At 64.5% G+C, this 24,105-nt stretch carries 24 protein-coding genes and 1 pseudogene; 6 read left to right on the top strand and 19 right to left on the bottom strand.

The annotated features are described in order from the left end of the window. Positions 1–54: 54 nt before the first annotated feature. The 6 genes from kdpC to GA566_RS00295 all read right to left on the bottom strand — a co-directional run bounded on the left by kdpC (position 55) and on the right by GA566_RS00295 (position 6,185). Complete coding sequence (gene kdpC / locus GA566_RS00315; protein ID WP_202126638.1) at positions 55–669, bottom strand: potassium-transporting ATPase subunit KdpC; 615 nt, start codon at positions 667–669, stop codon at positions 55–57. 16 nt (positions 670–685) lie between these two features. Beyond that, positions 686–2,914 (bottom strand): potassium-transporting ATPase subunit KdpB, encoded by a 2,229-nt coding sequence (gene kdpB / locus GA566_RS00310; protein ID WP_137923662.1) that lies wholly within the window; start codon positions 2,912–2,914, stop codon positions 686–688. A 16-nt stretch (positions 2,915–2,930) separates the two neighbouring features. Next, positions 2,931–4,763, bottom strand: coding sequence for a potassium-transporting ATPase subunit KdpA (gene kdpA / locus GA566_RS00305; RefSeq protein ID WP_137923663.1), 1,833 nt, complete (start codon positions 4,761–4,763; stop codon positions 2,931–2,933). Next, positions 4,763–4,852, bottom strand: a complete 90-nt coding sequence (gene kdpF / locus GA566_RS00300; protein WP_109582419.1) for a K(+)-transporting ATPase subunit F — start codon at positions 4,850–4,852, stop codon at positions 4,763–4,765. Before kdpF ends, kdpA begins: the two co-directional genes overlap by 1 nt. Then, positions 4,852–5,010: a hypothetical protein gene (locus tag GA566_RS32835; RefSeq protein WP_171020317.1), complete on the bottom strand. Its 159-nt coding sequence runs from the start codon at positions 5,008–5,010 to the stop codon at positions 4,852–4,854. The genes kdpF and GA566_RS32835 overlap by 1 nt, the downstream gene beginning before the upstream one ends. 203 nt (positions 5,011–5,213) lie before the next feature. Then, positions 5,214–6,185, bottom strand: coding sequence for a magnesium and cobalt transport protein CorA (locus GA566_RS00295; RefSeq protein ID WP_137925867.1), 972 nt, complete (start codon positions 6,183–6,185; stop codon positions 5,214–5,216). 186 nt (positions 6,186–6,371) lie between these two features. Between GA566_RS00295 and minC the strand changes: the two genes are divergently transcribed. From minC to GA566_RS00275, 4 genes are all read left to right on the top strand, one after another. After that, positions 6,372–7,214 carry a septum site-determining protein MinC gene (minC, locus tag GA566_RS00290; protein WP_137925819.1) on the top strand — a complete coding sequence of 281 codons (843 nt, stop codon included), beginning with the start codon at positions 6,372–6,374 and terminating at the stop codon, positions 7,212–7,214. Between the two features lie 48 nt (positions 7,215–7,262). Then, positions 7,263–8,075 carry a septum site-determining protein MinD gene (minD, locus tag GA566_RS00285; RefSeq protein WP_137925820.1) on the top strand — a complete coding sequence of 271 codons (813 nt, stop codon included), beginning with the start codon at positions 7,263–7,265 and terminating at the stop codon, positions 8,073–8,075. 15 nt (positions 8,076–8,090) lie between these two features. Next, positions 8,091–8,345 (top strand): cell division topological specificity factor MinE, encoded by a 255-nt coding sequence (gene minE / locus GA566_RS00280; RefSeq protein ID WP_061959726.1) that lies wholly within the window; start codon positions 8,091–8,093, stop codon positions 8,343–8,345. Positions 8,346–8,777: 432 nt separating this feature from the next. After that, positions 8,778–9,866: a porin gene (locus GA566_RS00275; protein ID WP_137925821.1), complete on the top strand. Its 1,089-nt coding sequence runs from the start codon at positions 8,778–8,780 to the stop codon at positions 9,864–9,866. A gap of 72 nt (positions 9,867–9,938) precedes the next feature. On the opposite strand, the gene GA566_RS00270 is transcribed toward GA566_RS00275, so the two are convergent. Continuing rightward, positions 9,939–10,703 carry a response regulator transcription factor gene (locus GA566_RS00270; RefSeq protein ID WP_137925822.1) on the bottom strand — a complete coding sequence of 255 codons (765 nt, stop codon included), beginning with the start codon at positions 10,701–10,703 and terminating at the stop codon, positions 9,939–9,941. A gap of 200 nt (positions 10,704–10,903) precedes the next feature. On the opposite strand from GA566_RS00270, the gene GA566_RS00265 reads away from it, so the two are divergent. Further along, complete coding sequence (locus GA566_RS00265) at positions 10,904–11,626, top strand: response regulator transcription factor (protein WP_137925823.1); 723 nt, start codon at positions 10,904–10,906, stop codon at positions 11,624–11,626. Positions 11,627–11,663: 37 nt separating this feature from the next. On the opposite strand, the gene GA566_RS00260 is transcribed toward GA566_RS00265, so the two are convergent. The 3 genes from GA566_RS00260 to GA566_RS00250 all read right to left on the bottom strand — a co-directional run bounded on the left by GA566_RS00260 (position 11,664) and on the right by GA566_RS00250 (position 14,305). After that, positions 11,664–12,647, bottom strand: a complete 984-nt coding sequence (locus GA566_RS00260) for a tripartite tricarboxylate transporter substrate binding protein (RefSeq protein WP_160471118.1) — start codon at positions 12,645–12,647, stop codon at positions 11,664–11,666. A gap of 71 nt (positions 12,648–12,718) precedes the next feature. Continuing rightward, positions 12,719–13,003 carry a hypothetical protein gene (locus GA566_RS00255; RefSeq protein ID WP_137925825.1) on the bottom strand — a complete coding sequence of 95 codons (285 nt, stop codon included), beginning with the start codon at positions 13,001–13,003 and terminating at the stop codon, positions 12,719–12,721. Positions 13,004–13,075: 72 nt separating this feature from the next. Next, positions 13,076–14,305 (bottom strand): MFS transporter, encoded by a 1,230-nt coding sequence (locus GA566_RS00250; RefSeq protein ID WP_137925826.1) that lies wholly within the window; start codon positions 14,303–14,305, stop codon positions 13,076–13,078. A 127-nt stretch (positions 14,306–14,432) separates the two neighbouring features. On the opposite strand from GA566_RS00250, the gene GA566_RS00245 reads away from it, so the two are divergent. Further along, complete coding sequence (locus GA566_RS00245) at positions 14,433–15,332, top strand: helix-turn-helix domain-containing protein (protein ID WP_137925827.1); 900 nt, start codon at positions 14,433–14,435, stop codon at positions 15,330–15,332. A gap of 22 nt (positions 15,333–15,354) precedes the next feature. On the opposite strand, the gene GA566_RS00240 is transcribed toward GA566_RS00245, so the two are convergent. The 9 genes and pseudogenes from GA566_RS00240 to GA566_RS00200 all read right to left on the bottom strand — a co-directional run bounded on the left by GA566_RS00240 (position 15,355) and on the right by GA566_RS00200 (position 24,042). Beyond that, a complete protein-coding gene (locus GA566_RS00240) occupies positions 15,355–16,602 on the bottom strand; it encodes a M20 aminoacylase family protein (RefSeq protein WP_160471116.1) in 1,248 nt (415 codons plus the stop codon). 251 nt (positions 16,603–16,853) lie between these two features. After that, complete coding sequence (locus GA566_RS00235) at positions 16,854–17,702, bottom strand: fumarylacetoacetate hydrolase family protein (RefSeq protein WP_160471114.1); 849 nt, start codon at positions 17,700–17,702, stop codon at positions 16,854–16,856. Positions 17,703–17,750: 48 nt separating this feature from the next. Next, entirely contained in the window at positions 17,751–18,413 is a 663-nt protein-coding gene (locus GA566_RS00230) for a glutathione peroxidase (RefSeq protein WP_370459250.1), read from the bottom strand. A 103-nt stretch (positions 18,414–18,516) separates the two neighbouring features. Beyond that, on the bottom strand, positions 18,517–19,299 hold the full coding sequence (locus tag GA566_RS00225) for an MBL fold metallo-hydrolase (RefSeq protein ID WP_137925830.1): 783 nt from the start codon (positions 19,297–19,299) through the stop codon (positions 18,517–18,519). 108 nt (positions 19,300–19,407) lie between these two features. Beyond that, positions 19,408–20,898 (bottom strand): MDR family MFS transporter, encoded by a 1,491-nt coding sequence (locus GA566_RS00220; RefSeq protein WP_137925869.1) that lies wholly within the window; start codon positions 20,896–20,898, stop codon positions 19,408–19,410. Between the two features lie 283 nt (positions 20,899–21,181). Then, complete coding sequence (locus GA566_RS00215) at positions 21,182–21,622, bottom strand: CBS domain-containing protein (protein WP_137925831.1); 441 nt, start codon at positions 21,620–21,622, stop codon at positions 21,182–21,184. A gap of 179 nt (positions 21,623–21,801) precedes the next feature. Beyond that, positions 21,802–22,518: a DEAD/DEAH box helicase gene (locus GA566_RS00210; protein WP_160471113.1), complete on the bottom strand. Its 717-nt coding sequence runs from the start codon at positions 22,516–22,518 to the stop codon at positions 21,802–21,804. Between the two features lie 225 nt (positions 22,519–22,743). Further along, a pseudogene (locus tag GA566_RS00205) lies at positions 22,744–23,574 on the bottom strand (DUF72 domain-containing protein); the annotation flags it as partial. Positions 23,575–23,697: 123 nt separating this feature from the next. Further along, positions 23,698–24,042 carry a nucleotide pyrophosphohydrolase gene (locus GA566_RS00200; protein ID WP_160471110.1) on the bottom strand — a complete coding sequence of 115 codons (345 nt, stop codon included), beginning with the start codon at positions 24,040–24,042 and terminating at the stop codon, positions 23,698–23,700. Between the last annotated feature and the right edge of the window lie 63 nt (positions 24,043–24,105).

Raw genomic sequence — 24,105 nt, 5'->3', positions numbered from 1 at the left:
GGGGAGAAAGAATAAAGGCGGGAGAGCAGCGCAACAAGCAGGGAGAAAACGCGCTTACTTCACCGCATCCAGCGCCAGATTCAACTTCAGCACATTCACCCCCGGCTCGCCCAGCACGCCCAGCCCCGGCCCTTCCGTATTCGCCGCGATCAGCGCTTCCACCTTCAGCGTCGGCAAGCCACGCAAACGTGCGACACGCGCGGCCTGATACTGAGCCGCCGCCACGCTGATATGCGGATCGAGGCCGCTGCCGGAGGCGGTGGCCAGATCCACCGGAACCGGGGCGTTGTTGCCCGGATCGGCTTCACGCAGTGCGTCGATGCGTGCCTTTGCCGCATCGGTCAGTGCCGGATTGGTCGGGCCCAGGTTGGACCCCACCGATGCCGCACCGTTGTAGGGCATCGGCGCCGTGGCCGACAGGCGGCCCCAGAAGTACTTCGGGTCGGAGAACGGCTGGCCGATCAGTTCGGAACCGACCGTCTTGCCATCCTTGACGATCAGCGAGCCGGCGGCCTCGTGCGGGAACACGGTGCGTGCGATGCCAGCGACCAGCCCCGGATACAGCAGCCCGGTGATGATCGACAGCGCGACGAACACCGTCAGCGCGGGCCGCAGCATGCCCTGCTGGCGGGCGGGTTCTTGCATGGCGAGTGTGGATTTTGCAGACATTGTGATGCTCCGAATTTCAGATCCAGCCAACCGCAGTCAGCAGCATGTCGATCACCTTGATCCCGGCAAACGGCACCAGGATGCCGCCCAGCCCGTAGATCAGCAGGTTGCGACGCAGCAGCACCGCCGCGCCAAGCGGGCGATACGTGACACCGCGCAGTGCCAGCGGAATCAGCGCGACGATGATCAGCGCATTGAAGATCACGGCCGACATGATGGCCGACGCCGGCGTGGACAGATGCATCACGTTCAGCAGATTCAATTGCGGATACGTGGTGGCAAATGCGGCCGGAATGATCGCGAAGTACTTGGCGATATCGTTGGCCACGCTGAACGTGGTCAGCGAGCCGCGCGTCATCAGCATCTGCTTGCCGATCTCCACGATCTCGATCAGCTTGGTCGGATTGCTGTCGAGGTCGACCATGTTGCCGGCCTCGCGCGCGGCCTGCGTGCCGCTGTTCATCGCCACGGCCACGTCGGCTTGCGCCAGTGCCGGTGCATCGTTGGTGCCGTCGCCGGTCATCGCCACCAGACGACCCTGCCCCTGGTATTCGCGAATCAGCGCGAGCTTGGCTTCGGGCGTGGCTTCCGCGAGGAAGTCATCGACACCAGCCTCGGCCGCGATCGACGCAGCCGTCAGGCGGTTGTCGCCAGTAATCATCACTGTGCGGATGCCCATCTTGCGCAGTTCGCCAAAGCGCTCGCGGATACCGGTCTTGACGATGTCCTTGAGTTCCACCACGCCCAGCACGCGCACGGTATCTTCGGTGCCTTCCGATACCGACTCGCACACCACGAGCGGCGTGCTGCCAGCGCGGGCCACGTCGTCCACGGCCTGCATCACGGCATCCGGGAACTTGCCGGCGCGCTCCGTCACGTAGCGGCGCAGCGCATCGGCCGACCCCTTGCGCACACTGCGCACGATGTTGCCGCTCGTCACATCCACACCACTCATGCGCGTCTGCGCGGTGAACGGTACGAACACGGGCGCACCCATGCCGCGCGTGGTCAGTTCCGGCGATGCGGTGCCCGGACGCTGACGGGCGAGCGTGACGATGCTGCGACCTTCCGGCGTTTCATCGGCCAGCGACGACAGCCAGGCGGCTTCCGCCAGTTGGCGCTCGGTCACGCCGGGCGCGGCGATGAAGCGCGAAGCCTGGCGATTGCCGTACGTGATCGTGCCCGTCTTGTCGAGCAGCAGCACATCCACGTCGCCTGCGGCTTCCACAGCGCGGCCCGACGTGGCGATCACGTTGGCTTCCATCATGCGGCTCATGCCCGCCACGCCGATGGCCGACAGCAAGCCACCAATCGTCGTCGGGATCAGGCACACCAGCAGCGCCACGAGCACCGTGACCGAGACCGGCACGCCGGCCTGCGTCACGAGTACTGCATAGAGCGAGTACGGTTGCAGCGTGACCGTAGCCAGCAGCAGCACCAGCGTCAGGCCCACCAGCAGGATGGTCAACGCAAGTTCGTTCGGCGTCTTCTGGCGCTTGGCGCCTTCCACCATGCTGATCATGCGGTCGATGAAGCTCTCGCCGGGGTTCGTGGTGATGCGCACCACGATCCAGTCAGACAGCACGCGCGTGCCGCCCGTGACCGACGAGAAGTCACCGCCCGACTCGCGGATCACCGGCGCGGATTCGCCGGTGATCGCGCTTTCATCGACCGATGCCACGCCTTCGATCACCTCGCCGTCACCAGGGATCATCTCGCCCGCTTCCACGAGCACGATGTCCCCGCGGCGCAGCTCGGTAGCCGCACGCGGTTCGGTGGCACCCGCGGCACGCGCATCGCTGCGGCCCGTGCGCACCACGCGCGCCATGGTGGTGGTCTTCAGGCCACGCAGCGCAGCGGCCTGCTGCTTGCTGCGGCCTTCCGCCAGGGCTTCGGCAAAGTTGGCAAACAGCACCGTGAACCAGAGCCAGACAGACACGGCCAGAATGAAGCCAGCCGATTCGCCACCCGCCGCGCCCTGCTCCGGCGCCAGCCAGGCGCGCAGGAACAGGATCGTCGTCAGGATGCTGCCGGCGTAGACCACGAACATCACCGGGTTGCGCAGTTGCGCACGCGGCGACAGCTTGCGCAGCGCATCGACGATGGCCGGCTTCACCAGCTCCGGCGAGAACATGCCACGCGGGGGGCGCGGATGTTGCGGGGCGGGTGTCTGCGTGGCGGCTGCGCCGGGGTTGCGCGACGGTGCGGTATTGGCGGCACGCGTCGCGGAGGATTGTTGTTGCATGCGAATTCTCCGCGGATTACTTGGCAGCCGCCGTCACGGCGGCAGGCTGCAATTGCTCTGCGACGGGGCCAAGGGCCAGCGCAGGCACATAGGTCAGCGCGCCAACAAGCAGCACCGAACCCACCAGCAGCGTCACGAACAGCGGGCCGTGCGTGGGCATCGTGCCAGCCGATACCGGCGTACGACGCTTGGCAGCCAGCGAACCAGCCATCGCCAGCACAGGCACGATGATCCAGAAGCGGCCGAACCACATCGCCGCAGCCAGCAACACGTTGTAGAACGGCGTGTTGACCGAGACACCGGCGAACGCACTACCGTTGTTGTTGGCCGCCGACGACAGCGCGTAGAGCAGTTCCGAGAAGCCGTGCGTGCCGGGGTTGAACACCGCAGCGCGTCCCGGCTCGACCATCACCGCGATGGCGGTGCCCACAAGCACCAGCAGCGGCGTGACCAGAATCGCCACGGCGGTCATCTTCATCTCGTACGCCTCGATCTTCTTGCCCAGATACTCGGGCGTGCGACCGATCATCAGGCCAGCGATAAACACCGCAAGCACGGCGTAGACCAGCATGCCGTAGAGACCCGAACCCACGCCGCCGAACACCACTTCACCGAGTTGCATCAACAGCATCGGCACGAGACCGCCGATGGCCGTGAACGAGTCATGCATCGCATTGACCGCGCCGCACGAAGCCGCCGTGGTGATCGCGGCAAACAACGCGCTGGCCGAGATGCCGAAGCGCACTTCCTTGCCTTCCATGTTGCCGCCGGCCTGCAGCGCCGAAGCGGCGTGGTCGATCGGCAGGCCAGACAGCGCCGCGGTGATCTGCTGCTCGGAGAACATTGCCGCCGCAGCCATCACCACGAAGATCACCGTCATCGACGCGATGACCGCCACGCCCTGGCGCCGGTCCTTGACCATTTCACCGAACGTGAAGCACAGCGCGGCGGGGATCAGGAAGATCGCGAGCATTTCCAACAGGTTCGCGAACGGCGTGGGGTTCTCGTACGGATGCGCCGAGTTGGCATTGAAGAAGCCGCCACCATTGGTGCCGAGCATCTTGATGGCTTCCTGCGAAGCAACCGGCCCCATGGCCAGCGTCTGCTTGTCGGTCCTGGCTGCCTCGGTCACGGGCTTGCCTTCGGCATCGAGCACCGGCTGGCCTGCGGCATCCACCTTGGGCTGTGTGTATTCCACAGCCGTGACGAGATTCACTTCCTTGTAGCTGTCGAAGTTCTGGATCACGCCTTGTCCCACCAGCGCGACGGCCAGCACCACGGACAGCGGCAGCAGCACGTACAGCGTGGTGCGCGTGATATCGGTCCAGAAGTTGCCGATGGTCTTGGCGCCGTGGCGCGCAAAGCCGCGAATCAGCGCGAACACCACGGCGATACCCGTGGCTGCCGAGACAAAGTTTTGCACGGTCAGCGCGAGCATCTGCGTGAGATAGCTCATCGTCGACTCACCGGCATAGCCCTGCCAGTTGGTGTTGGCAACGAAGCTGATCGCCGTGTTGAACGAGGAATCCGGCGACACGGCGCCAAACCCCTGCGGGTTCAACGGCAGCATGCCTTGCAGGCGCTGGATCGCATAGACAGCCACCACACCGATCACGTTGAACACGATCACGGCGATGGCGTACTGCTTCCAGTTCATTTCGGCATCGGCGCGCACGCCGGCCACACGATACAGGCCGCGCTCCAGCGGGCGGCCCCAGGATGTCAGGGCGTAGTTACCTTCCTCGATGGCGCGCCGCATGTAGCGGCCCAGGAAGGGGCCGACCACGAACAGGATCAGAAGGAACAGGGCGAGGAGTCCGAAGAACTCTGCGTAGGGAGAGGTAGCCATCAGAATTTCTCCGGCCGGAACAGCGCAACAAGCAGGTAGATGAAGATGGCGACGGCCAGGCCGCCGCTAAGCAGGTCGGTCCAGTTCATCAGAGCCCCCTGTCGCTAGCGGAATGCTTCGCCGCCGGGGTGTCGTCGACTTGACCGCGCCCCGCAGGAAGGTTGGCGCCGAGCGCGGCGCACAGGGCCAGCAGCGCGCCCGTCAGCGCACCAAAAGCCAGCAATACGAGGAAATAGATCCCGTCCATGACATGTGTGCAGGCATCGCGCCTGCCGAGTGATTCACGGATGGAAGGTTAGGGATCGGGGGGTAAAAACGGGGTAGAGAGGGGAAAGGGGGGTGTAAACGAGATATAAAAATGGGGTTTTCCGACTTCCCGCGCTGGTTTGCTCCCCTCTCCCGCATGCGGGAGAGGGGAGCAAACCGGGCGGGATTGCCTATGCCTTGGCCCTACAACCAACCCGCCCGATGCAACTTGCTCCAGAGGAATCCACACGCCGTCGCCGTGACCCCGATCACCACCGGATACGCGTAATGCCATTTCAACTCCGGCATGAACGTGAAGTTCATCCCGTATAGAGAGAACACCACGGTCGGCACGGCCAGGATGGCGCCCCACCCTGCCAGGCGCTTGACCACCTCGTTCTGGGTCACGGTCACCAGCGCCAGGTTGACCTGCACAGCGGTGGTCAGCATTTCGCGGACCACGTCGAGCGAGCGGACGATGCGGCTGCAGTGGTCCTCGATATCGCGGAAGTAGGCACGCAGTTCCTTGGGCACCAGGGCCTCGTGCAGGCGGATCAGTTGCCCGCAGATATCCTCCACCGGATACACCGCGTTGCGCAGCCGCAGTACCTGGTGCTTGACGTGATAGAGGCGCGCGATGGCGGCGCGGTCGAATTCGTCGCGGAAGATGCCCTGTTCCAGCGCCTCGAACGTGTCTTCGAGCTTGGTGACGATGGGCAGGTAGTGATCGACCACGAAGTCCATCAGCGCGTACAGCACATAGCCCGGACCGTTGGCCAGGCCGTGCGGATCCTGCTCGCAGCGCTCCCGCACCGGAGCATAGGTGGAACTGGCGCCGTGCCGCACCGAGACCACGTAGTTGGGGCCGACGAACAGGTGCGTCTCGCCCACCACCACTTCCTCGCCCGCGAGCTGCGCCGTATTGAGCACCACGAACACGGAATCTCCATAGCTCTCCAGCTTGGGCCGCTGGTGGGCGTCCAGCGCATCCTCCACGGCCAGGTCGTGCAGGCCGAACGCCTGCTGCACGCGCCGCAACAGGGTCAGGTCGGGTTCGTGCAGGCCGAGCCAAACGAAGGTCCCCGGCTCCGCGAGCACGGTTTCGATGGCATCGAACTCCACCGGGCCGACCTTCTTGCCGTTCCGATAGGCTGCGCAGTTGACGATGGCGCCCATATGCACTCCGCTGTGAGGGTGCGACATGCTAGCAATTCCACGCGCGCGGTGCAGCGCGTACCACGTCGCGCCGCCATATGGTCCGCATCGTCCACCCCTGAGCATTCACGGGTCGATACACCAAGATTTGTTACAGTTCGCCGGAATTCCGACGTTAGAATGACCCATTTCCACGGTCCACCGACTATGTCTCAGAAGAAATCGCCACGCTTCGAGCTGCGCAGTGGCAATGTCGACGCCCTCCTTCTCGCACTGCATAGCGCCGATACGGACGCGCTGCGGGACGACCTCCTCTCCCGCTTCGAATCGACCCCCGATTTCTTCTCCGATGACGTCGTGGCGCTGGATTTGCGCCGCCTGGAAGGCGATGACGCCGTGGCGCTGGACCGCGTGATCGAGACCCTTTCCACCCTCAACGCTCGCGCCATCGGCGTGGTGGCACGCGCCGCCCAGCGTGACTGGGCCGGTGGTTTCGGCCTGCCGCTGCTGGACAGCCAGAGCCGGCGCGGTGGCCGCGACGAGGCGGCGAAGGCCGACGTCGAAGCCGCATCCCACGCTGCGGATCACTCAGGGCAAACCCTTGGCAACGCGCCGGATGCTGACGCCGGCGTCTCTGCAGACACCGCAAATGGCACCCAGGCGGCCATTGCCGAGATCATGGCAGCGGCCACCGCTGCAGCCGGCCCGCGCAACATTCCCACCCTGATGATCGACAAGCCGCTGCGCTCGGGCCAGCAGGTCTATTCACAGGGCGATGTGGTGATCCTGGACCTGGTCAGCTACGGCGCCGAGGTAATCGCGGAAGGCAACATCCATATTTACGCCCCGTTGCGCGGCCGTGCGCTGGCGGGGGTCAAGGGCAATCCGGATGCGCGCATCTTCTGCACGTGCCTGGAACCCGAACTGATTTCCATCGCCGGCATTTACCGGACCGCGGAGCAGGCGCTCCCGGCCGACGTGCTCGGTAAATCGGCCCAGGTTCGCCTGGCAAACGAAAAACTGATCCTCGAACCGCTGCGGATGAAATAAGCAGCGCGTATCGGGGAACGAATTCCACTCAAACCGGACCATAGAGCCATGGCAAAAATCATCGTAGTGACCTCCGGCAAGGGGGGCGTTGGCAAGACCACCACCAGCGCAAGCTTCGCCGCCGGCCTGGCCCTGCGCGGCCACAAGACTGCCGTGATCGATTTCGATGTGGGCCTGCGCAACCTCGACCTCATCATGGGTTGCGAGCGCCGCGTGGTTTATGACCTGATCAACGTCGTGCAGGGAGAAGCCAACCTGCACCAGGCGCTGATCAAGGACAAGAAGTGCGAGAACCTGTTTATCCTGCCGGCCTCGCAGACGCGCGACAAGGAAGCGCTGTCGCGCGAGGGCGTGGAAAAGGTCATCAACGACCTGAAGGCAATGGATTTCGAATATATCGTCTGCGATTCGCCGGCCGGTATCGAGACCGGCGCGCTGATGGCCATGTATTTTGCCGACGAAGCGCTGATCGTGACGAATCCCGAGGTGTCGTCCGTGCGCGATTCGGACCGTATCCTGGGTATCCTGGCGTCCAAGACCAAGCGCGCCAGCGAAGGCGAACCGATCCGCGAACACCTGCTGATCACGCGTTACAACCCGAAGCGCGTGCACGGCGGCGAGATGCTGTCGCTGACCGATATCCAGGAAATCCTGCGTATCAAACTGATCGGCGTGGTTCCGGAATCGGAAGCCGTGCTGCACGCATCGAACCAGGGCACGCCGGCCATCCATCTGGAAGGCACCGACGTGGCGGACGCCTACGGCGACGTGGTGGACCGCTTCCTGGGCAAGGACAAGCCGCTGCGTTTCACTGACTATCAAAAACCGGGGCTGCTCTCGCGCATCTTCGGCAACAAGTAAGGAGGACTCATCCACATGTCGATCCTGTCCTTCCTGTTAGGGGAAAAGAAGAAGTCCGCTTCGGTTGCCAAGGAGCGGCTGCAGATCATTCTCGCCCATGAACGCACCGGCCATTCCGCGCCGGCCGACTACCTGCCGGCACTCCAGCGCGAGCTGGTGGCCGTGATCTCCAAATACGTGAAGATCAGCGATCAGGACCTGCGCGTCAGTCTCGAACGCCAGGACAACCTGGAAGTGCTCGAAGTAAAGATCGAGATTCCCCAGGCCTGATTCAAGCGGTTACCCTGAACCGCTGAATCGCTGAATCGCTGAGCCCTTAAAATCCCGGCCCATTATCACGGGCCATTTAACGGGATTTAAGGGATAACCCTCCCCTCTCTCGCGGGGGATATTGCACCGCACGCAGCCGTCCCATGAGACGGCTGCATGACTTTGTGCAATCGCTATTCCCTCGCCGCTTTCCAACCGCGCTGCACCAGCGTGGCGCGTGCTGCCGTGCACCAACTCCAGAGGTTTATGACAATTTGTAGCGGCAAACCAACGGATTTGCACCAAATGTCTCCTGTAGATCAAGCTTGAGTTCGGATTTATGTCGGAATCAGCCGTGTTTTGATAAATTTTCGCGGCGTTAAGAGCAAACGTCATTCAAATGGGCGCGCCGTGATCCGGTGTAGTCCAACCACAAGACAGAAAAGGAGCACCATGAAGAAATCGCTATTGGCCCTCGCACTGGGTTCGCTGTTTGCCGGCAGCGCCTTCGCACAATCGTCCGTCACGCTGTACGGTATTGTCGACCAGAGCGTCCGCTACACCACGAACTCGGATGCTGCCAATCACAGCCAGGTTCAACTGACCAACGGCGCCGTGACCAACAGCCGCTGGGGCCTGAAGGGCAGCGAAGCCCTCGGCAACAACCTGAAGGCCATCTTCCAACTGGAAAACGGCTTCGATCCGGATACCGGCCGCGCCAACCAGAGCAACCGTCTGTTCGGCCGTCAGGCTTACGTCGGTCTGTCGGGCGACTTTGGCGCCATCAAGCTGGGCCGCCAGTACACGGAAGGGTTTAACTTCTTCGGTGACTACGATCCGCTGACGATCGGCAACTACACCGCCAACGCATGGCCGTTCTTCCTGACCAAGTTCCGTAACGACAACGTCATCAGCTACTCGGGCTCCTTCCAGGGTCTGAGCGTTGGCGCCAGCTACGGCTTTGGCGAAGCACCGGGCAGCTTCACTAAGGGCACGGCCACGACCAATTCGTACTGGGGCGCGCGCGCTTCCTACGAAACCGGTCCGTTCGGCTTCGGTGGCGTGTACCAGGAAGTGCGTGACCAGGCTGGCAACAAGCAGCAAATGTGGGGCGCAGCAGGTAAGGTCGGCTTCGGCGCGGCCAAGCTGTTCGCTGGCTACATTGGCGGCAAGGACCGCACCGGCTCGCTGGACACGACCGACTGGCTGAACGCACGTGCGTACACCGGCGGCGGCACGCAGAACGCCCAGGCCAACCCGCGCAAGGACACCATCGGCTACATCGGCCTGACGTACCAGGCCACCCCGGCCCTGGCACTGACCGGCGTGTTCTACGGCGACCACATCAAGAACAAGAACGGCGTGGCCGACAATGGCGGCAACCGTTACACCGGCGTCCTGCTGGCCGAGTACTCGCTGTCGAAGCGTACCCAGGTCTATGGCACGGTGGACTTCAACAAGGTCACCGGCGGCGTGCAGACCGAACTGCCGGGCAAGAACAACCAGACCGGCGTTGCCGCTGGCATCCGCCACATTTTCTGATCGGCATTTCAGATCAGCTGATTTTGGGAAAGGCACCTTCGGGTGCCTTTTTTTTTTATTCCTGCGCCTCCCCTATCCCGTCTTGCGCCGCGCTCTTCCGTCCGATGCCATCGGCTGGCCATGTGCGTCGACGCGCTCCAGCCGGTAGCCGTACGTATAAATGGGTTGTACCCGCACGCCGTGGCATTCCCATAATTCCAGCTTGTTGCGTACGCGCGAGATATGCGTGTCGATCGTGCGCGACATCGGCGGGATATCGCGGCCCCAGATCGCCAGCACCATGTGTTCGCGCGGCACGACGCGGTCCAGGTTACGGAACATCAGTAGCGCCAGTTCGAACTCCTTGGGCGTCAGTGTCACCAGCGCACCATGGCGCGAGACCTGGCGAGCCATGACATCGAAGGTATAGGCCCCGCATGTGAGCGGCGCCTCCTCGTTCACGCGGGCATCGGGATACGCGCGACGCAACAGCGCGGCCATGCGCGCAACAAGCTCCGTGCGCCGGATCGGCTTGACCATGTAGTCGTCGGCGCCAGCCGCCAGCGCCGCCGCCATGTCGTCTTCCTCGCCATGCCTGGCCAGGAACAGGATGGGCAGGCGCGGATCGAGATGCCGCCTGGCCCAGCGCAGTACCTCCATGCCGTCGAGGTCCGCCACCTCCCACTCCAGCAGCAGCAGGTCGAACTCGACCTTGCGCAAGGCCAGCAGCATGCGACGCCCTTCGGCGAACGTGGTGCATTCGTATCCCGCGCTGGCGCAGACATCGCGAATGCGCGCGGCATCCGCGCGATCGCCTTCGAAGGAAGCAATCCTGAAACCGAAACCTGAGGTTGTCATGCGTGGTCGTGCCCCGCCTCCGGGCACCATGAATGGGCATGACGTCCATTAGATGCAATCCCGCCCCTAAACCATATAAGACGATGCTCATTTTTGCGTCGGGCACAAATGTTTACTTTCTTCCGCAAGGTGGCCGGCCCTACCATGGCCCGCATTACCTGGCCTCTCCGGCAGGACCAACCCAAGCGAGGAAACCGATCTTGAAGATTGCAGCGCTCGAAGACAATCCGGCGCGGGCCATGGTGCTGGAGCGCGCCCTGCATCCGGGCGGGCACAGCGTGGCGCGCTTTCGCTGCGGACAGAGCATGGTCGAGGCGATGCATCGCGAGCCCTACGACATGCTGCTGCTGGACCGCGACGTGGTGGGCACCGACGCCGACAAGCTGCTGGACTGGATTCGCCGCACGCTGGGCCACGGCGTGCCGGTGATGATGCTGGGCGAGAGCGATGCGGAGCATGTGGTGGCGCGCTGCCTCATTGCTGGCGCCGATGCCTATGTGCCGCAGCCCGCGCGGCATGCCGAGCTGCTCGCTCGCATCGAGGCGCTGGGTCGGCGCGCCGCGGTGGCCGGCCTGGGCGCGGCGCCGGTGTTCCGCGATGCCTTCACCGACGTTCCCGATCCGCTGGTCTGCGGCAAGTTCCGGTTTCGGGTAGGTCAGCGCGAGGTCTGGGTGAGGGATGTGCGCGTCACCGTATCGCCCAAGGAGTATGCGCTGGCATTACTGCTGTTCCGCCACCTCGGCGCGATTGTCTCGCGGCAGATGATGGCCGAGGCGGTCTGGCACAACCCCGGCATGGACGAGCAGGCGCGCACCATCGACAGCCACTTGTCCCGCGTGCGGACCAAGCTCGGCCTGTGGCCGTTCAACGGCGTGATGCTGCGCAACGTCTACCGGATGGGCAGCCGGCTGGACTACGTCTGAGGGCTGAGGGCTGAGTTCGCGCCGGAAAGATCCGGTCTCAGTCGGCCTTGATGCCCGCTTCCTTGACGATGCGCGCGTTCTCGGCGGATTCGGTGCGGATGGCCGCGGAGAATTGCGCCGCCGTGCCGCCCGTGGGCACTTCGCCGCCGCGCAGCAGGCGTTCGCGCACCTCGGGTTCGGCCAGTGCCTTGTTCAGTTCGGCATTGAGCCGGTTGACAATGGCGGCCGGCGTCTTGCCCGGTGCGAAGATGCCGAAGGTCGAGGTGAGGTTGGCCTTCGGATAGCCCAGTTCGTCGAAGGTCGGCACGTTCGGCAGTGCTTCCAGGCGCTTGGGCGCGCCCACGGCGACGGCACGCAGGCGGCCGGCCTGCATGTGCTGCGTCAGCATCGGGCTGGCGTTCGTGCTCATGACCTCGAACTGTCCACCGAGCGCGTCGTTCATCTGCTGGCCGGCACCCTTGTAAGGAATCAGCGTGATGTCGGCCGTCGACTTCGCCTTGATCTGCTCCAGCATCACGTGACCCACGGTGCCGAGGCCCGAAGTCGCCCAGCGCACCGAACCCGGCTTGGCCTTGGATTGGGCAATGACATCCTGGAACGTCTTGCCCGTGAAGCTCGGCGTGGCAACGACCAGCACCGGCGAGTACATCACGCTCATCACGGGGGCCACATCGTGCTGCGGATCGTAGTTGACGCGGCCCACGTGCGGATTGAGCGTCAGCGGGCTGGTCGAGGCAAAGCCCAGCGTGTAGCCGTCAGGCGCGGCCTTGGCGACGGCATCGATGCCGATCGAGCCGCCAGCGCCAGCCTTGTTTTCCACCACCACCGACGTGCCCATCTGCAGCGAGAGTTTCTCGCCCAGCGCACGCGCCACGGCGTCGCTGATGCCGCCAGTCGGATAGGCCACGATCATGCGGATCGGCTTGCTCGGGTAGTTGTCGGCGGCCACGGCGGGCGCGCAGACGGTGAAGGTGGCGGAAATTGCAGTGGCAACCAGCGGCAGGAATCGGAGCGCGGCCATGGGCGGTGGGGCGTGGAGAGGTATAGGACGGGCGCCATTCTAGCCGATCGGCTATTGCACCCGAGGCCGGACTATCGCACCAGCGGATGCTCGGGCACCCACGACACGAACAATTCGTTGGCGCGATCGTAGAGACGCCAGGAGGTGCCGCACTCGCGGCAGATGAACGACATCATGCTGAAGGGCACGCCAGCGGCGCTCTGGCTCACCAGCGGGGCGGTATTGCGCAGGGCCAGGCAGGGATGCGGCTCGCGCCGGCGCGAGTCATCGGCCAGGGCAAGGCAGTGGGTGCATGCGGGACGGGAGGACATGGCGGGCGTGGGGAGCGGGGGCACGGCGGACTTCATGCCCGCCATGATGCCGCAAAACCGGGACGGAGGTCGACGCCCTGACAGGCGTGCTCCCCATCCCGTCCCGGCCGGGGCCCGTCAGGCCGCGCGGGCGCGCTCGCGCAGATCCGGCAGGAAGACGGCCAGCAGTCCCAGCAGCGGCAGGTAGGCGCACAGCGCGTAGACGGTCTGGATGCCATGCGCATCGGCCAGGCCGCCCAGCACTGCGGCGCCGATGCCGCCCATGCCGAACGCAAACCCGAAGAACAGGCCCGACACCATGCCGACCTTGCCAGGGATCAGTTCCTGCGCGAACACCAGGATGGCCGAGAACGCAGACGCCAGGATGAAGCCGATGATCACCGTCAGCACCGCCGTCCAGAACAGGTTGGCGTGCGGCAGCATCAGCGTGAACGGCGCCACGCCCAGGATCGACGCCCAGATCACGCGCTTGCGGCCAATGCGGTCACCGATCGGGCCACCCAGGATAGTGCCCAGCGCCACGGCGAACAGGAACAGGAACAGGTAGATCTGCGAGGTCTGGCGCGGCAGCCCGAACTTCTCCATGAGATAGAACGTGTAGTACGTGTTCAGGCTCGCCATGTAGAAGTACTTCGAGAAAATCAGCATCAGCAGCACGGCGATGGCGCGCACCACGGTGGATGTCGGCAGCTTGGCCACCGGCGCCGCCGCCTTCTTCTTTGCGGCACGCTCGGCCAGATGGCGTCCGTACCAGCCGCCAATCTGCCACAGCACGGCGATAGCCAGGATCGCGGCCAGCGAGAACCACGCCACGCTGCCCTGCGTATGCACGATCCACGCAGCCAGCAGCGGCCCCATGGCGCTGCCGCCATTGCCGCCCACCTGGAAAATCGACTGCGCCAGCCCATGCTGGCCGCCCGACGCCATGCGCGCCACGCGCGACGACTCCGGATGGAAGATCGACGATCCCGTACCCACCAGCGCTGCCGCCACCAAGAGCACGCCGTAGGTCGGCGCCACGGACAGCAGCAGCAGACCGCCCAGCGTGAAGCCCATGCCAATCGCCAGCGAATGCGGCTTCGGATGCTTGTCCGTGTACAGGCCGACGATGGGTTGCAGCAGCGACGCGGTGATCTGGTAAGTCAGTGTCAGCAGGCCGATCTGCGTGAAGCTCAGGTTGAAGCCGCCCTTGAGCATCGGATAGATGGCAAGGATCAGCGACTGAATCATGTCGTTGAGAAAGTGCGCGAAACTGATCGCGTACAGCACGCGAAAACGCGTGCCTTCCTCGCGCTGGGCAGCGGCGGCGCTAGGCGCCTGGGGGGCCTGGTTGACGGTTGTGCTCATGGTGCAGGGGGCGCATTGGCCAGTTGTCTCTTCTGGAAAGTGTGATGCTAATTGGCAAACAAGCGCCTGTCCTGCGAGAATGGGGCCGCAACTTTCGCAAAACGGACAGTCAGGGACAGCACGCAACATGCCACGTGATCGTCGCGCATCGCCGCGCGTCCAGCCCCCGGTGCCATGGATCGACCACGGCACACCGGGCAGCCTGCCGCTTCCTGCCGATGCCCCGCGCGATCCCCTTGCCGAAGATCGCGCCGACACCTATTCGGCCAAACCCGCCTACCTCAAGTACGACCGCAGCGAGATGCCGGTCACGGCCATGGCCGCCGACTATGTGCCAGGCCACATCACCCGTCCGCACCAGCATCCACACGCGCAACTGATCCACGCGATGCACGGCGTGATGGTGGTGTCCACGGCAGAAGGTCAGTGGATCGTGCCGCCCACACGCGGCATGTGGATGCCCGGCGGCACGGTGCACTGGATCCGCATGGTGGGCCGCGTGCAGATGCGTACGGCCTATATCCGCCCCGATGCCGCGCCTGACCTGCCGGCGCGCTGCACGGTGCTTGGTATCTCCCCGCTATTGCGTGAGCTGATTCTCGCGGCCATCGACGTCCCCCCGGAATACGAATCCGATTCGCGCGACGGCCGGCTGATGCGGCTGCTGCTCGATGAGGTCAAGCTCGTGCCCACCCTGCCGCTGCATCTGCCCCGCCCCGGCGACGGCAGCCTGCGCGAAATCTGCGACGAGATTCTGGCCAACCCCGACACGGACCTGACACTGGCGGACTGGGGCACGCGGATCGGCGTGGACCCGAAAACCATCCAGCGGCGCTTTGCCCGCGAGACCGGCATGACGTTCGGCCAGTGGCGGCAGCAAGCCCGTCTGCTGGCCGCGCTGCAGCGGCTGGCCGCGGGAGACAAGGTGGTGGACGTGGCGCTCGACATGGGCTACGAAAGCCCCAGCGCCTTTGCGACGATGTTCCGGCGGCAATTCGGCGTGCCGCCCAGCGCGTTCTTCAAGTAGACAACTACCTGCCCGATCCCGATTACTCCGACAGGTAGCGCTCCACGAGCCGCGTCCAGTAGGCCGCGCCTACTGTCAGGTTCTCGTCGTTGAAGTCGTAGCCCGCGTTGTGCAGCAGCGGCTGGTTTGCGCCATTGCCCATCCGCACGAAGCAGCCGGGACGCTGCTGCAGGAAGTACGCAAAGTCTTCGCTACCCGCGATGCGATGGAAATTGCCGATGGCGCGCTCAGGGCCCACCAGTTCTTCGGCCACCTGCTGCGCGAATGCGGTCTCGGCTTCGCTGTTGACCAGCACCGGATAACCGCGCACGTAGTCGATATCGGCCGTGGCGCCGTACCCCTCGGCATGCGCGGTCACCAATTGGCGAATCCGCGACTCCATCGACGCGCGCACCTCGGCGCTGAACGATCGCACGCTGATTTCCATGCGCGCGCTATCGGGGATGACGTTCGGGGCATGGCCCGCATGCAGCGTGCCGATGGTCACCACGGCGGTTTCATTCGGATCGACATTACGCGCGACGATGGATTGCAGCGCCATCACCAGGCTGCCTGCCACCAGGATCGGATCGATCGATTGATGCGGACGCGCCGCGTGGCCGCCCTTCCCGCGAATCGTGACATTGACCGTGTCGCACGCCGCCATGAATGGCCCCGCGCGGAACATGAAGGTACCGACTTCGACACCTGGATGGTTATGCAGCCCGAAGATGGCGTCACACGGAAAACGCTCGAACAGGCCATCGGCCAGCATGCGCTCCGCGCCGCCACCCGCGCCAATTTCCTCGGCGGGCTGGAAGATCAGGTGGACCGTGCCGTTGAAGTGGCGAGTACGCGCCAACTGTCGCGCCGCGCCAAGCAGGATGGTCGTGTGGCCATCATGGCCGCACGCGTGCATCTTGCCTTCGTGCACGCTGGCGTACGGCAGCCCGGAGCGCTCGTGGATGGGCAGCGCATCCATATCGGCGCGAATGCCGACGCTGCGCCTGCCGCTGCCCGAGCGCAGCGTGGCGACCACACCGGTGCCCCCCACGCCGCGCGTCACGTCGTAGCCCCACCCTTCGAGCTTGCTGGCCACAAGCTCTGCAGTGCGGACTTCGTTGAACGCGAGTTCGGGATGCTGGTGAATGCTGCGACGGATGTCCTGCAACTCATCGCGCGAATCGAGCGTGTCGTGCAGGGAGCAGAACGAACGCGTGGGTGCGTCCTTGGCGATGCGGATCGAGACGGTCTTTAATATCGACTCGATTTCGGGGGCGTGTTCAGACATGGCTTGCTCTTTTTGGCTGACATGTAGAAACAGTATTTCACGCGACCCCGAAGGGTAAAACCCCGATTGCCGATTTCGTGCGAAAGCGCCCCAAATGGCCCCAAAACTGTTGCCCTTAACGGACGCTTTGTTTGCAAACGCGACGCTTTGAAAGACGATGTTTCAGCGGGGAACCCTCAGCACGCCGATTTTCCCCGTTATTTTTCATATGACGATATCTCGCGCAGTCCGCGCAATGGATCACGCGTCAATCAGCGCTGCGCGTAAGCCACCACTGCCTGCCGCTGCTCGCCGAGTCCTTCGATGCCGAGCGTCATCACATCGCCGGCCTTCAGATAACGCGGCGGCTTGAAGCCCATGCCCACCCCAGGCGGCGTGCCGGTGGCGATCAGGTCGCCGGGCTCCAGCGTCATGAAACGGCTCACATAGCTGACCACCGTCGCCACGTCGAAGACCATGGTCGCGGTGCTGCCTTTCTGCATGCGCTCGCCGTTGACGTCCAGCCACATGCCCAGCTTCTGCGGATCGGGCACTTCATCGCGCGTGACCAGCCACGGGCCAGTCGGGCAGAACGTGTCGCAGCCCTTGCCCTTGTCCCAGGTGCCGCCGCGCTCCAACTGGAACTCGCGTTCCGAGACATCGTTGACCACGCAGTAGCCGGCCACATGCTCCAGCGCCTGCGCCTTCGAGACATTGCGCGCCGTGGTGCCGATGACCACGCCAAGCTCCACTTCCCAATCCGTCTTCACCGATTCAAACGGCAGCATCACCGCATCGTCCGGCGCGTTCAGCGAGGTCGTGGCCTTCAGGAACACGATGGGCTCGGCGGGCAACGGCATGCCGGCCTCGGCGGCGTGGTCGGCATAGTTCAGGCCGATGGCGATGATCTTGCCGACGCCGGTCCAGGGCACGCCGTGGCGCTGGCCTTCCAGCACGGGCAGCGTGGTCGGATCGAGCGCCGCCAGCCTGGCCAGCGCGGCCGGCGCCAGCTGATCCGGGCCGATACCCTCCACCACGCCCGACAGGTCGCGCACGCGGCCGTCTCGGTCGATCAGGCCAGGGCGCTCGGCACCGGGATTTCCTACGCGGACCAGTTTCATCGTTCTGCTCTCTCGTTTATTGCGGGGGAAATAGGGAGATCAATCGAATCAGCGTGCGCCGAGCAGTTCCTCGATCTTGGCCACGAACTGCTTGTCGTCGGGCTTGACCATGCTGTTGAAGCTGCCCACCACGTTGCCCTTGCGATCGATCAGGTACTTGTAGAAATTCCACTTCGGCGCCGTGCCGGACTCCTTGGCCAGCAGCGCGTACATCGGATTGGCTTCGTTGCCGCGCACGTGGGACTTGCCCAGCATCGGGAACTTGACGCCGTAGGTGTTGTAGCAGAAGTCCGAGATTTCCTTCGAGGAGCCCGGCTCCTGCGAGAAATCGTTCGACGGGAAGCCGAGCACCACCAGGCCACGGTCGCGGTACTTGGCGTACAACTGCTCCAGGCCCTCGTACTGCGGCGTGAATCCGCAGTAGCTCGCCGTGTTCACCACCAATACGACCTTGCCGGCGTACTGGCAAAGGTTCTGCGGCGATTCGTCCTGCAGGCGCGGAAACCGGAAATCCAGCGTAGCCGGACAGTTGCCGCCCTGCGTGGCCGAGACGGTGATCTTTTCCACGCCCTTGCCAGCGGCACGAGCCGGGCTGGGCAGCAGGCTGGCGATGGCGGCCGCCCCCAACGCGCCCATCAGCGCCAGGCGCTGGAGCCGCTTGATGTTTACGGCTTGGGCCGAGGTTCGCGGACGGGACAGGTGGCGAGGCATCGTTTTCAGGCTCCATCGAAGGGGAATGGAGGCAAGTCTACGCGCTCGGCAAAAAGGCGTCATGGCGCGGAGCGGCAAAGACGCCACATGGAGCGTCGTCGGCTCAGGTTGGCATCGGCGGCACCTGATAGTGGCCGGGTTGGAGCAGGTCCAGTCCGCACTGCAACTGGTCCACCCAGTCAATGAAGCGATTGACCATCTCGCGGCCTCGGAACGATGGGCCGTGCTGGGGCACGATCCATTCGATATCCATGGTCCGCGCCATCGCGGCCCACAGCCGGCAGGCGCGGTTGCCGCTCATGTAGCGGCGGTGGAACCCCAGCATCTTCGGGGCATGAGCGTCGAAATCGGTCACCACCATGGCGGCTTCCTCCCCGGATGTCATGGAAGCCCCGAGGTCGCCCGAGAACAGGATCTTGCTGCGCGGATCGTAGAACTGGAAATTGCCTTCGGAATGCAGGAAGTGCGCGGGTACGCAGACCAGATGGCTGTCGCCGATCGGCAGCACCATGCCGGCGTCCGGAATCGCCTGGATACGGCCCGCCGTCTTGCCCTGCTGGCAGAAATGCGGAAGAAAGCGCGCCCAGATCTGCGAGATCAGCACGCGGCTGTCGGACGCCGTCAGCCAGCGCCCCACCGACGCCACGATGTCCGGGTCCGCATGCGATGCCAGCACATAGTCGAGCCGCTTGGGCGGGAAGTACCGGGCGATGGTCAGGAAGAGCTCGTTATAGGTCATCTGCCCGCCCGGGTCGATCAACGCGGCATGACCGTTATTGACCACCAGGAACTGATTGCTCTGGACGGCCTCGCCCTCACCCTCGTCCACCAGATCCGTGAATGCCAGGCACACGTGGCCGTCCGCTTCGTACAACACATTGCTCATGATCCCACTCCCGCCGTTATCGGTTTGCCGTGATAGGCCAATGGGCGAAAGTAATGAGGCGTGAGCGTTTCCCTCTTGACGGCGATCAAACGAGGCGCGAAGCGGCAATTACTCCATCTGAATCTTTGCGGCGTGTTCGGTCACGCTGCTGCGCAGTTCCAGATCCGGCATGCGCCGTACAATCAGCAGCGCGATGATGGCCGCCACCGCGCCCGCCGCAAAAATCAGGTGGAAGCCGGACTCTACGCCGCCCGCGAGCACCTGCCGCACGGCGGGCGACAACTGCGCCATCGCCTCGCTGCCATGGCGCAGCGCGCCCAAATCCAGCGCCTGCGTGACGCCCGCCGTGGCAAGGGCGCCACGGAACTCCATGGCCAGCAGCGTGCCGGCCAGCGCGCCGCCCACGGCGCTGCCCAAGGAGCGCAGCACCAGCAGGGCGCCTGTGCCAGCGCCCATGTCGCGGCGCTCCAGCGCGTTCTGCACGCTGATCAGCGTACCGACCATCGCCATACCCAGGCCGATCCCTGCCACCGTCATCGCCACCAGCACCAGCGCCGTGGGCACGGCTGCCGTCACCGTCGCCAGCGAGACCAGCCCCACGGCCGCCGCCACGTAGCCACCGGTCAGGATGCCGCGCATGCGTCCCAGCCGGGGCGCCAGCCACGCCACCACGAAGTTGCCGGCCACGGTGGACAGCAGGAACGGCACCACCAGCAGGCCCGACATCGACGCGTCGGCATCGCGCACCAACTGGAAATGCAGTGGCAGGGCGAAGATGCACAAGAAGATATTGAGCGCGGCCAGTGCCGAGGCGCCCACGCCCATCACATAGGCCCGATTGCGGAACAGCCGGGGCGGCAGCATGGCATCGGGCGCGCGGCGCTCCTGCCAGGCCAGCAATGCCACGGCAGCCAGCGTGAGCAGCAGCAGGCCAGCCATCTCCATTGAGATCCAGTCGAAGGCCTCGCCTGCCCAGCTCATTGCCAGCAGGAAGGCGACGATGGCCACGGCCAGCAGGAAGGCGCCGAGCCAGTCCACACGCGGCTTGCCGCCGCGCGGGCGCAGTTGCGACAACCCGCGATAGCAAAGGCCCATGGCCAGCAGCCCCAGCGGCACGTTGATCCAGAACAGCCAGCGCCACGACATGTGGTCCGACACCCAGCCGCCCACCAGCGGCCCCGCGATCGACGACACCGCCCAGACCGTGGCCAGGTAGCCCTGGTAGCGGCCGCGCTGGCGCGGTGCCACCACATCGGCAATAGCAGCCTGCGCCAGTGACATCAGGCCACCGCCACCCACGCCCTGCAACGCCCGGAACAAGATCAGCTGCGTCAGCGACTGCGCCATGGCACAGGCCACGGACGCGGCGATGAACAGCGTGATGGCGACCATCAACAGGCGCCGCCGCCCAAAGCTGTCGGAAAGCTTGCCGTACAGCGGCGTGGTCACCGTGGAGACGATCAGGTAGGCCGTGACGATCCAGGACAGGTGGCCGAAGCCGTTCAGGTCAGTGGCGATGGCCGGCACGGCCGGGATCACCACGGTCTGGTCCAGCGCGGCCAGCAGGATGCAAAGCACGATGCCGCCGATCACGCGCATGATCGCGGCGTGGTCGTGGATGGCTGGTGGGGCGTCAGGGGCGGCTTGGGAGGCTGGGGCGGTTTGCGTGGAGGCGGACGGCGACATGCAGATGGGCGGCGGCAGGGCAGCGGGAGCTAAGGCAAAGGACAAGCCGCACGTCAAACCCTGCGGCCTTATTCAGTAACCGCATAATTATATGCATGCTTAGCATTTGGCGCAGCCTCGCTGACCAGACATGCGCCAGCACCGTTCCACACGCGCCTGCCCCAGGCGCGTGCTTCGTCACAAGGTGGGAGGTGGCCTAGCGGGTGCCGCCGGTAATGTACTGTTCGAGTTGCTCGATCACAAAGCGCTGCTCGCTGATGATGTTGTTCACCAGGTCGCCAATGGACAACATGCCGAGCAGTTCCTCGCCCTCCATGACCGGCAGGTGACGCATCCGGTGCCGCGTCATCAACGCCATGCAGTCGTCGGTGGTCTGATCCCCCCGCACGTAGATCACTGCCGAGGTCATGATTTCGCGCACCAGCGTTTCACGCGATGTCCGTTGCATCAGGATCACCTTGCGCGCGTAATCCCGCTCGCTCAGGATGCCGACGATTTTTTGATGTTCCATCACCAGCAGTGCGCCGATTCCCTTGTCGGCCATGAGCTGTAGCGCGGAATAGACCGTGGCCGTGGGTGGGATGCTGTAGATGGCCCGAGATGCCTTGTGTTCCAGAACCTGCCGTGCGGTTTTCATTGTCACCGACTCCTTGTTGCCGTCTTGGAAACAGTCTTTGCCGTGGCCCAATGGTCTCGCTGCGCCGCGCAACGCTGCTGCGCCCCCGGGTGTCAGGCCACGTTTGTTCAGATTAGCAAAGGAACGGCGATGCTTACAGGGTGACTTTCACGAATCTTTGTAAGCATTCCCGACGCGGGCTAGACCGGCTGACTGATCAAGTGCGGACGCCGCATCCAAAGCCGGCCCAGGCGAGCGAGGTCGGGCGGCAGGTCGGCATCGGCAGACCCATGCATCAACAGTGTCTGACGCAGCCGGGGGCAGCGGCTGGCAACGAAGGCGATATCGTCGACATAGCCCAGCTCCAGCAGCGTGTCCGCCTGGTCGAACACCACGGTATTGATGGCGCGCAGGTCGAGCGTCGCGGCGTCGACGTGGTCGAGCAGGCGTCCTGGCGTTCCCACAACGATATGCGCGCCGTGGATCAGGCTGTCGATCTGCATCCGCATCGGCGCGCCATGGCAGAGCATCGCCACCTTGATATGCCCCACGGACTGGGCAAGACCGCGCATGCATCGCGCCACGCGATCTGCGGCATCTGGCGTAGGACAGAGCCATAGTGCCTGGACATCGAAACGCCGGGCATCGAGCCGGTGGAGCACGGCAAGGGCCAGTGCGAGTTCGCTATCGGCGTCGCTGTCATTCGTCTGGCGATCCCGCCTGACCTGCACGATCACGTCGCGCCCGGACAGCGCCGCAGGCAGCATCGAAGCCTGCAGCGGCGTCATGGCGTCGTGGCCCAGACGGGCGAGCGCGTCGAGCCAGTCCGGCGCCAGGGGCAGCGTGGCGTAGGGCGCGCCCGCCTGTGCCGGGGAAATACTGCGGCGCGAGGCCTGGTGAATCGACGCTACCGGCATCGCGGTGCACCTCGCCTACGTGGCAGCGCGGCCAGTGGCCTTCGCAGCAGGTTTCTTTTTCGCAGGCACCTTGGCTGGCGTCCTGGCCGCAGTCTTGGTGGAAGGCTTGGTGGATGGCTTGGCCGACTTCGCAGGCGCCTTCGCCGCAGCACTCGTTGGCGCGGCCTTCGACACTGCAGCCTTTACCGGCATCTTCACCGCCACCTTCACCGGCACAGTCTCCGTCGGCGTCCAGCCGAGCCGCCCCAGCAACCCGCCTGCCGCCGCTGGCGCGTGGACCTTGGCGCCGTTGATGAAGAACAGGTACACGGGCTGCGCCTTGCGCGCCTTGGCCGCCGATGTCTCTACGCGCGGCAGGTCATCCGGTGCCTTGCCGCTCGCCCACGCCGCGGCGCGCGCCGCCCATCGATCGAGATCCTTGGCCGCGTAGCCGGTGGCGATGTCTTCCTGCGCATTCATCAACCGCGCATAGACAAAGTCGGCGGTCTGGTCGGCAAAGGACGGGAATTTTGGTGAATCGGTGAAGACGGTGGCGGCCTTGTACTTGCGCGCGAGCTTCAGGTAGTCGTCGCACATGAAGCTGTCGTGGCGCACCTCCAGCACGTGGCGCAGCGTCACGCCCTCGACCGAATCCGGCAACAGCGCCAGGAAGGCTTCGAAATCGTCAGCAACAAACTGCTTGGTCGGCGCGAACTGCCACACCACCGGACCCAGTTTGTCTCCGAGTTCAGCAATGCCGCTGTCAATGAAACGATGGATCGAGTCAGCCCCTTCGGCCAGGATGCGGCGATTGGTAGCAAAGCGCGACGCCTTGACCGAGAACACGAAGCCGTCCGGCGTGGCATCGCGCCAGTTGGCGAACGACGACCGCTTCTGCGTGCCGTGGTACGTGCTGTTGATCTCGATGGCGGTCAGGTGGCGGCTCGCATATTCGAGTTCGCGCGCCTGCGCCAGTCCCGCCGGATAGAACTTGTCGCGCCACGGCGCAAAATTCCAGCCACCGATACCGATGTGAATCTGTGTCGCCGCCTTTGCTCCGCCCTTGCTAACCGCCATGGCCGATTCTCCACGAGAGGCAATCCGGGGAAGTCTAGCTGCAATTGCGTGATGCGGCTGCCCGCATTCGGACATGTGACTGGCAGGTGATTTGCGCAAGACGCAAGTCCAAGCCAGCGGCGCCTACGGCTGCTCGGCACCCGGCGCCGGGTATTTCCGCGCGTTCATCTCCATCTTTGCCCGCACCGCCGCATCAAGGTCCACGCCGAGCGCCGTCACCAGTTGCGTCAGGTAGATCGTGATATCGGCCAGTTCCTGCTCCACATGGGCACGCTCGTCGGTGGCCATGATGCCGCGCGATTCTTCCTCGGTTTGCCACTGGAAGATCTCCACCAGTTCGGCCACCTCCACGCTCAGCGCCATGGCCAGGTTCTTGGGGCTGTGATACTTGCCCCAGTTGCGTGCCTCGCCAAACGCGAGGGCGGCTTGCTGGAGGTTTTTTATGTCGATGAGGGGCGTAGCAGACATGTCTGGATCAGGATCGCGCAAGAATTGGCACGATATCATCCTGGCGACCTGCAACGGTCGTGT

This window comes from Cupriavidus sp. SW-Y-13, assembly GCF_009793345.1.
GTDB lineage: Bacteria > Pseudomonadota > Gammaproteobacteria > Burkholderiales > Burkholderiaceae > Cupriavidus.
The sequence above is the reverse complement of the archived record's forward strand: the minus strand, read 5'-3'. Positions and strand labels throughout refer to the sequence as shown.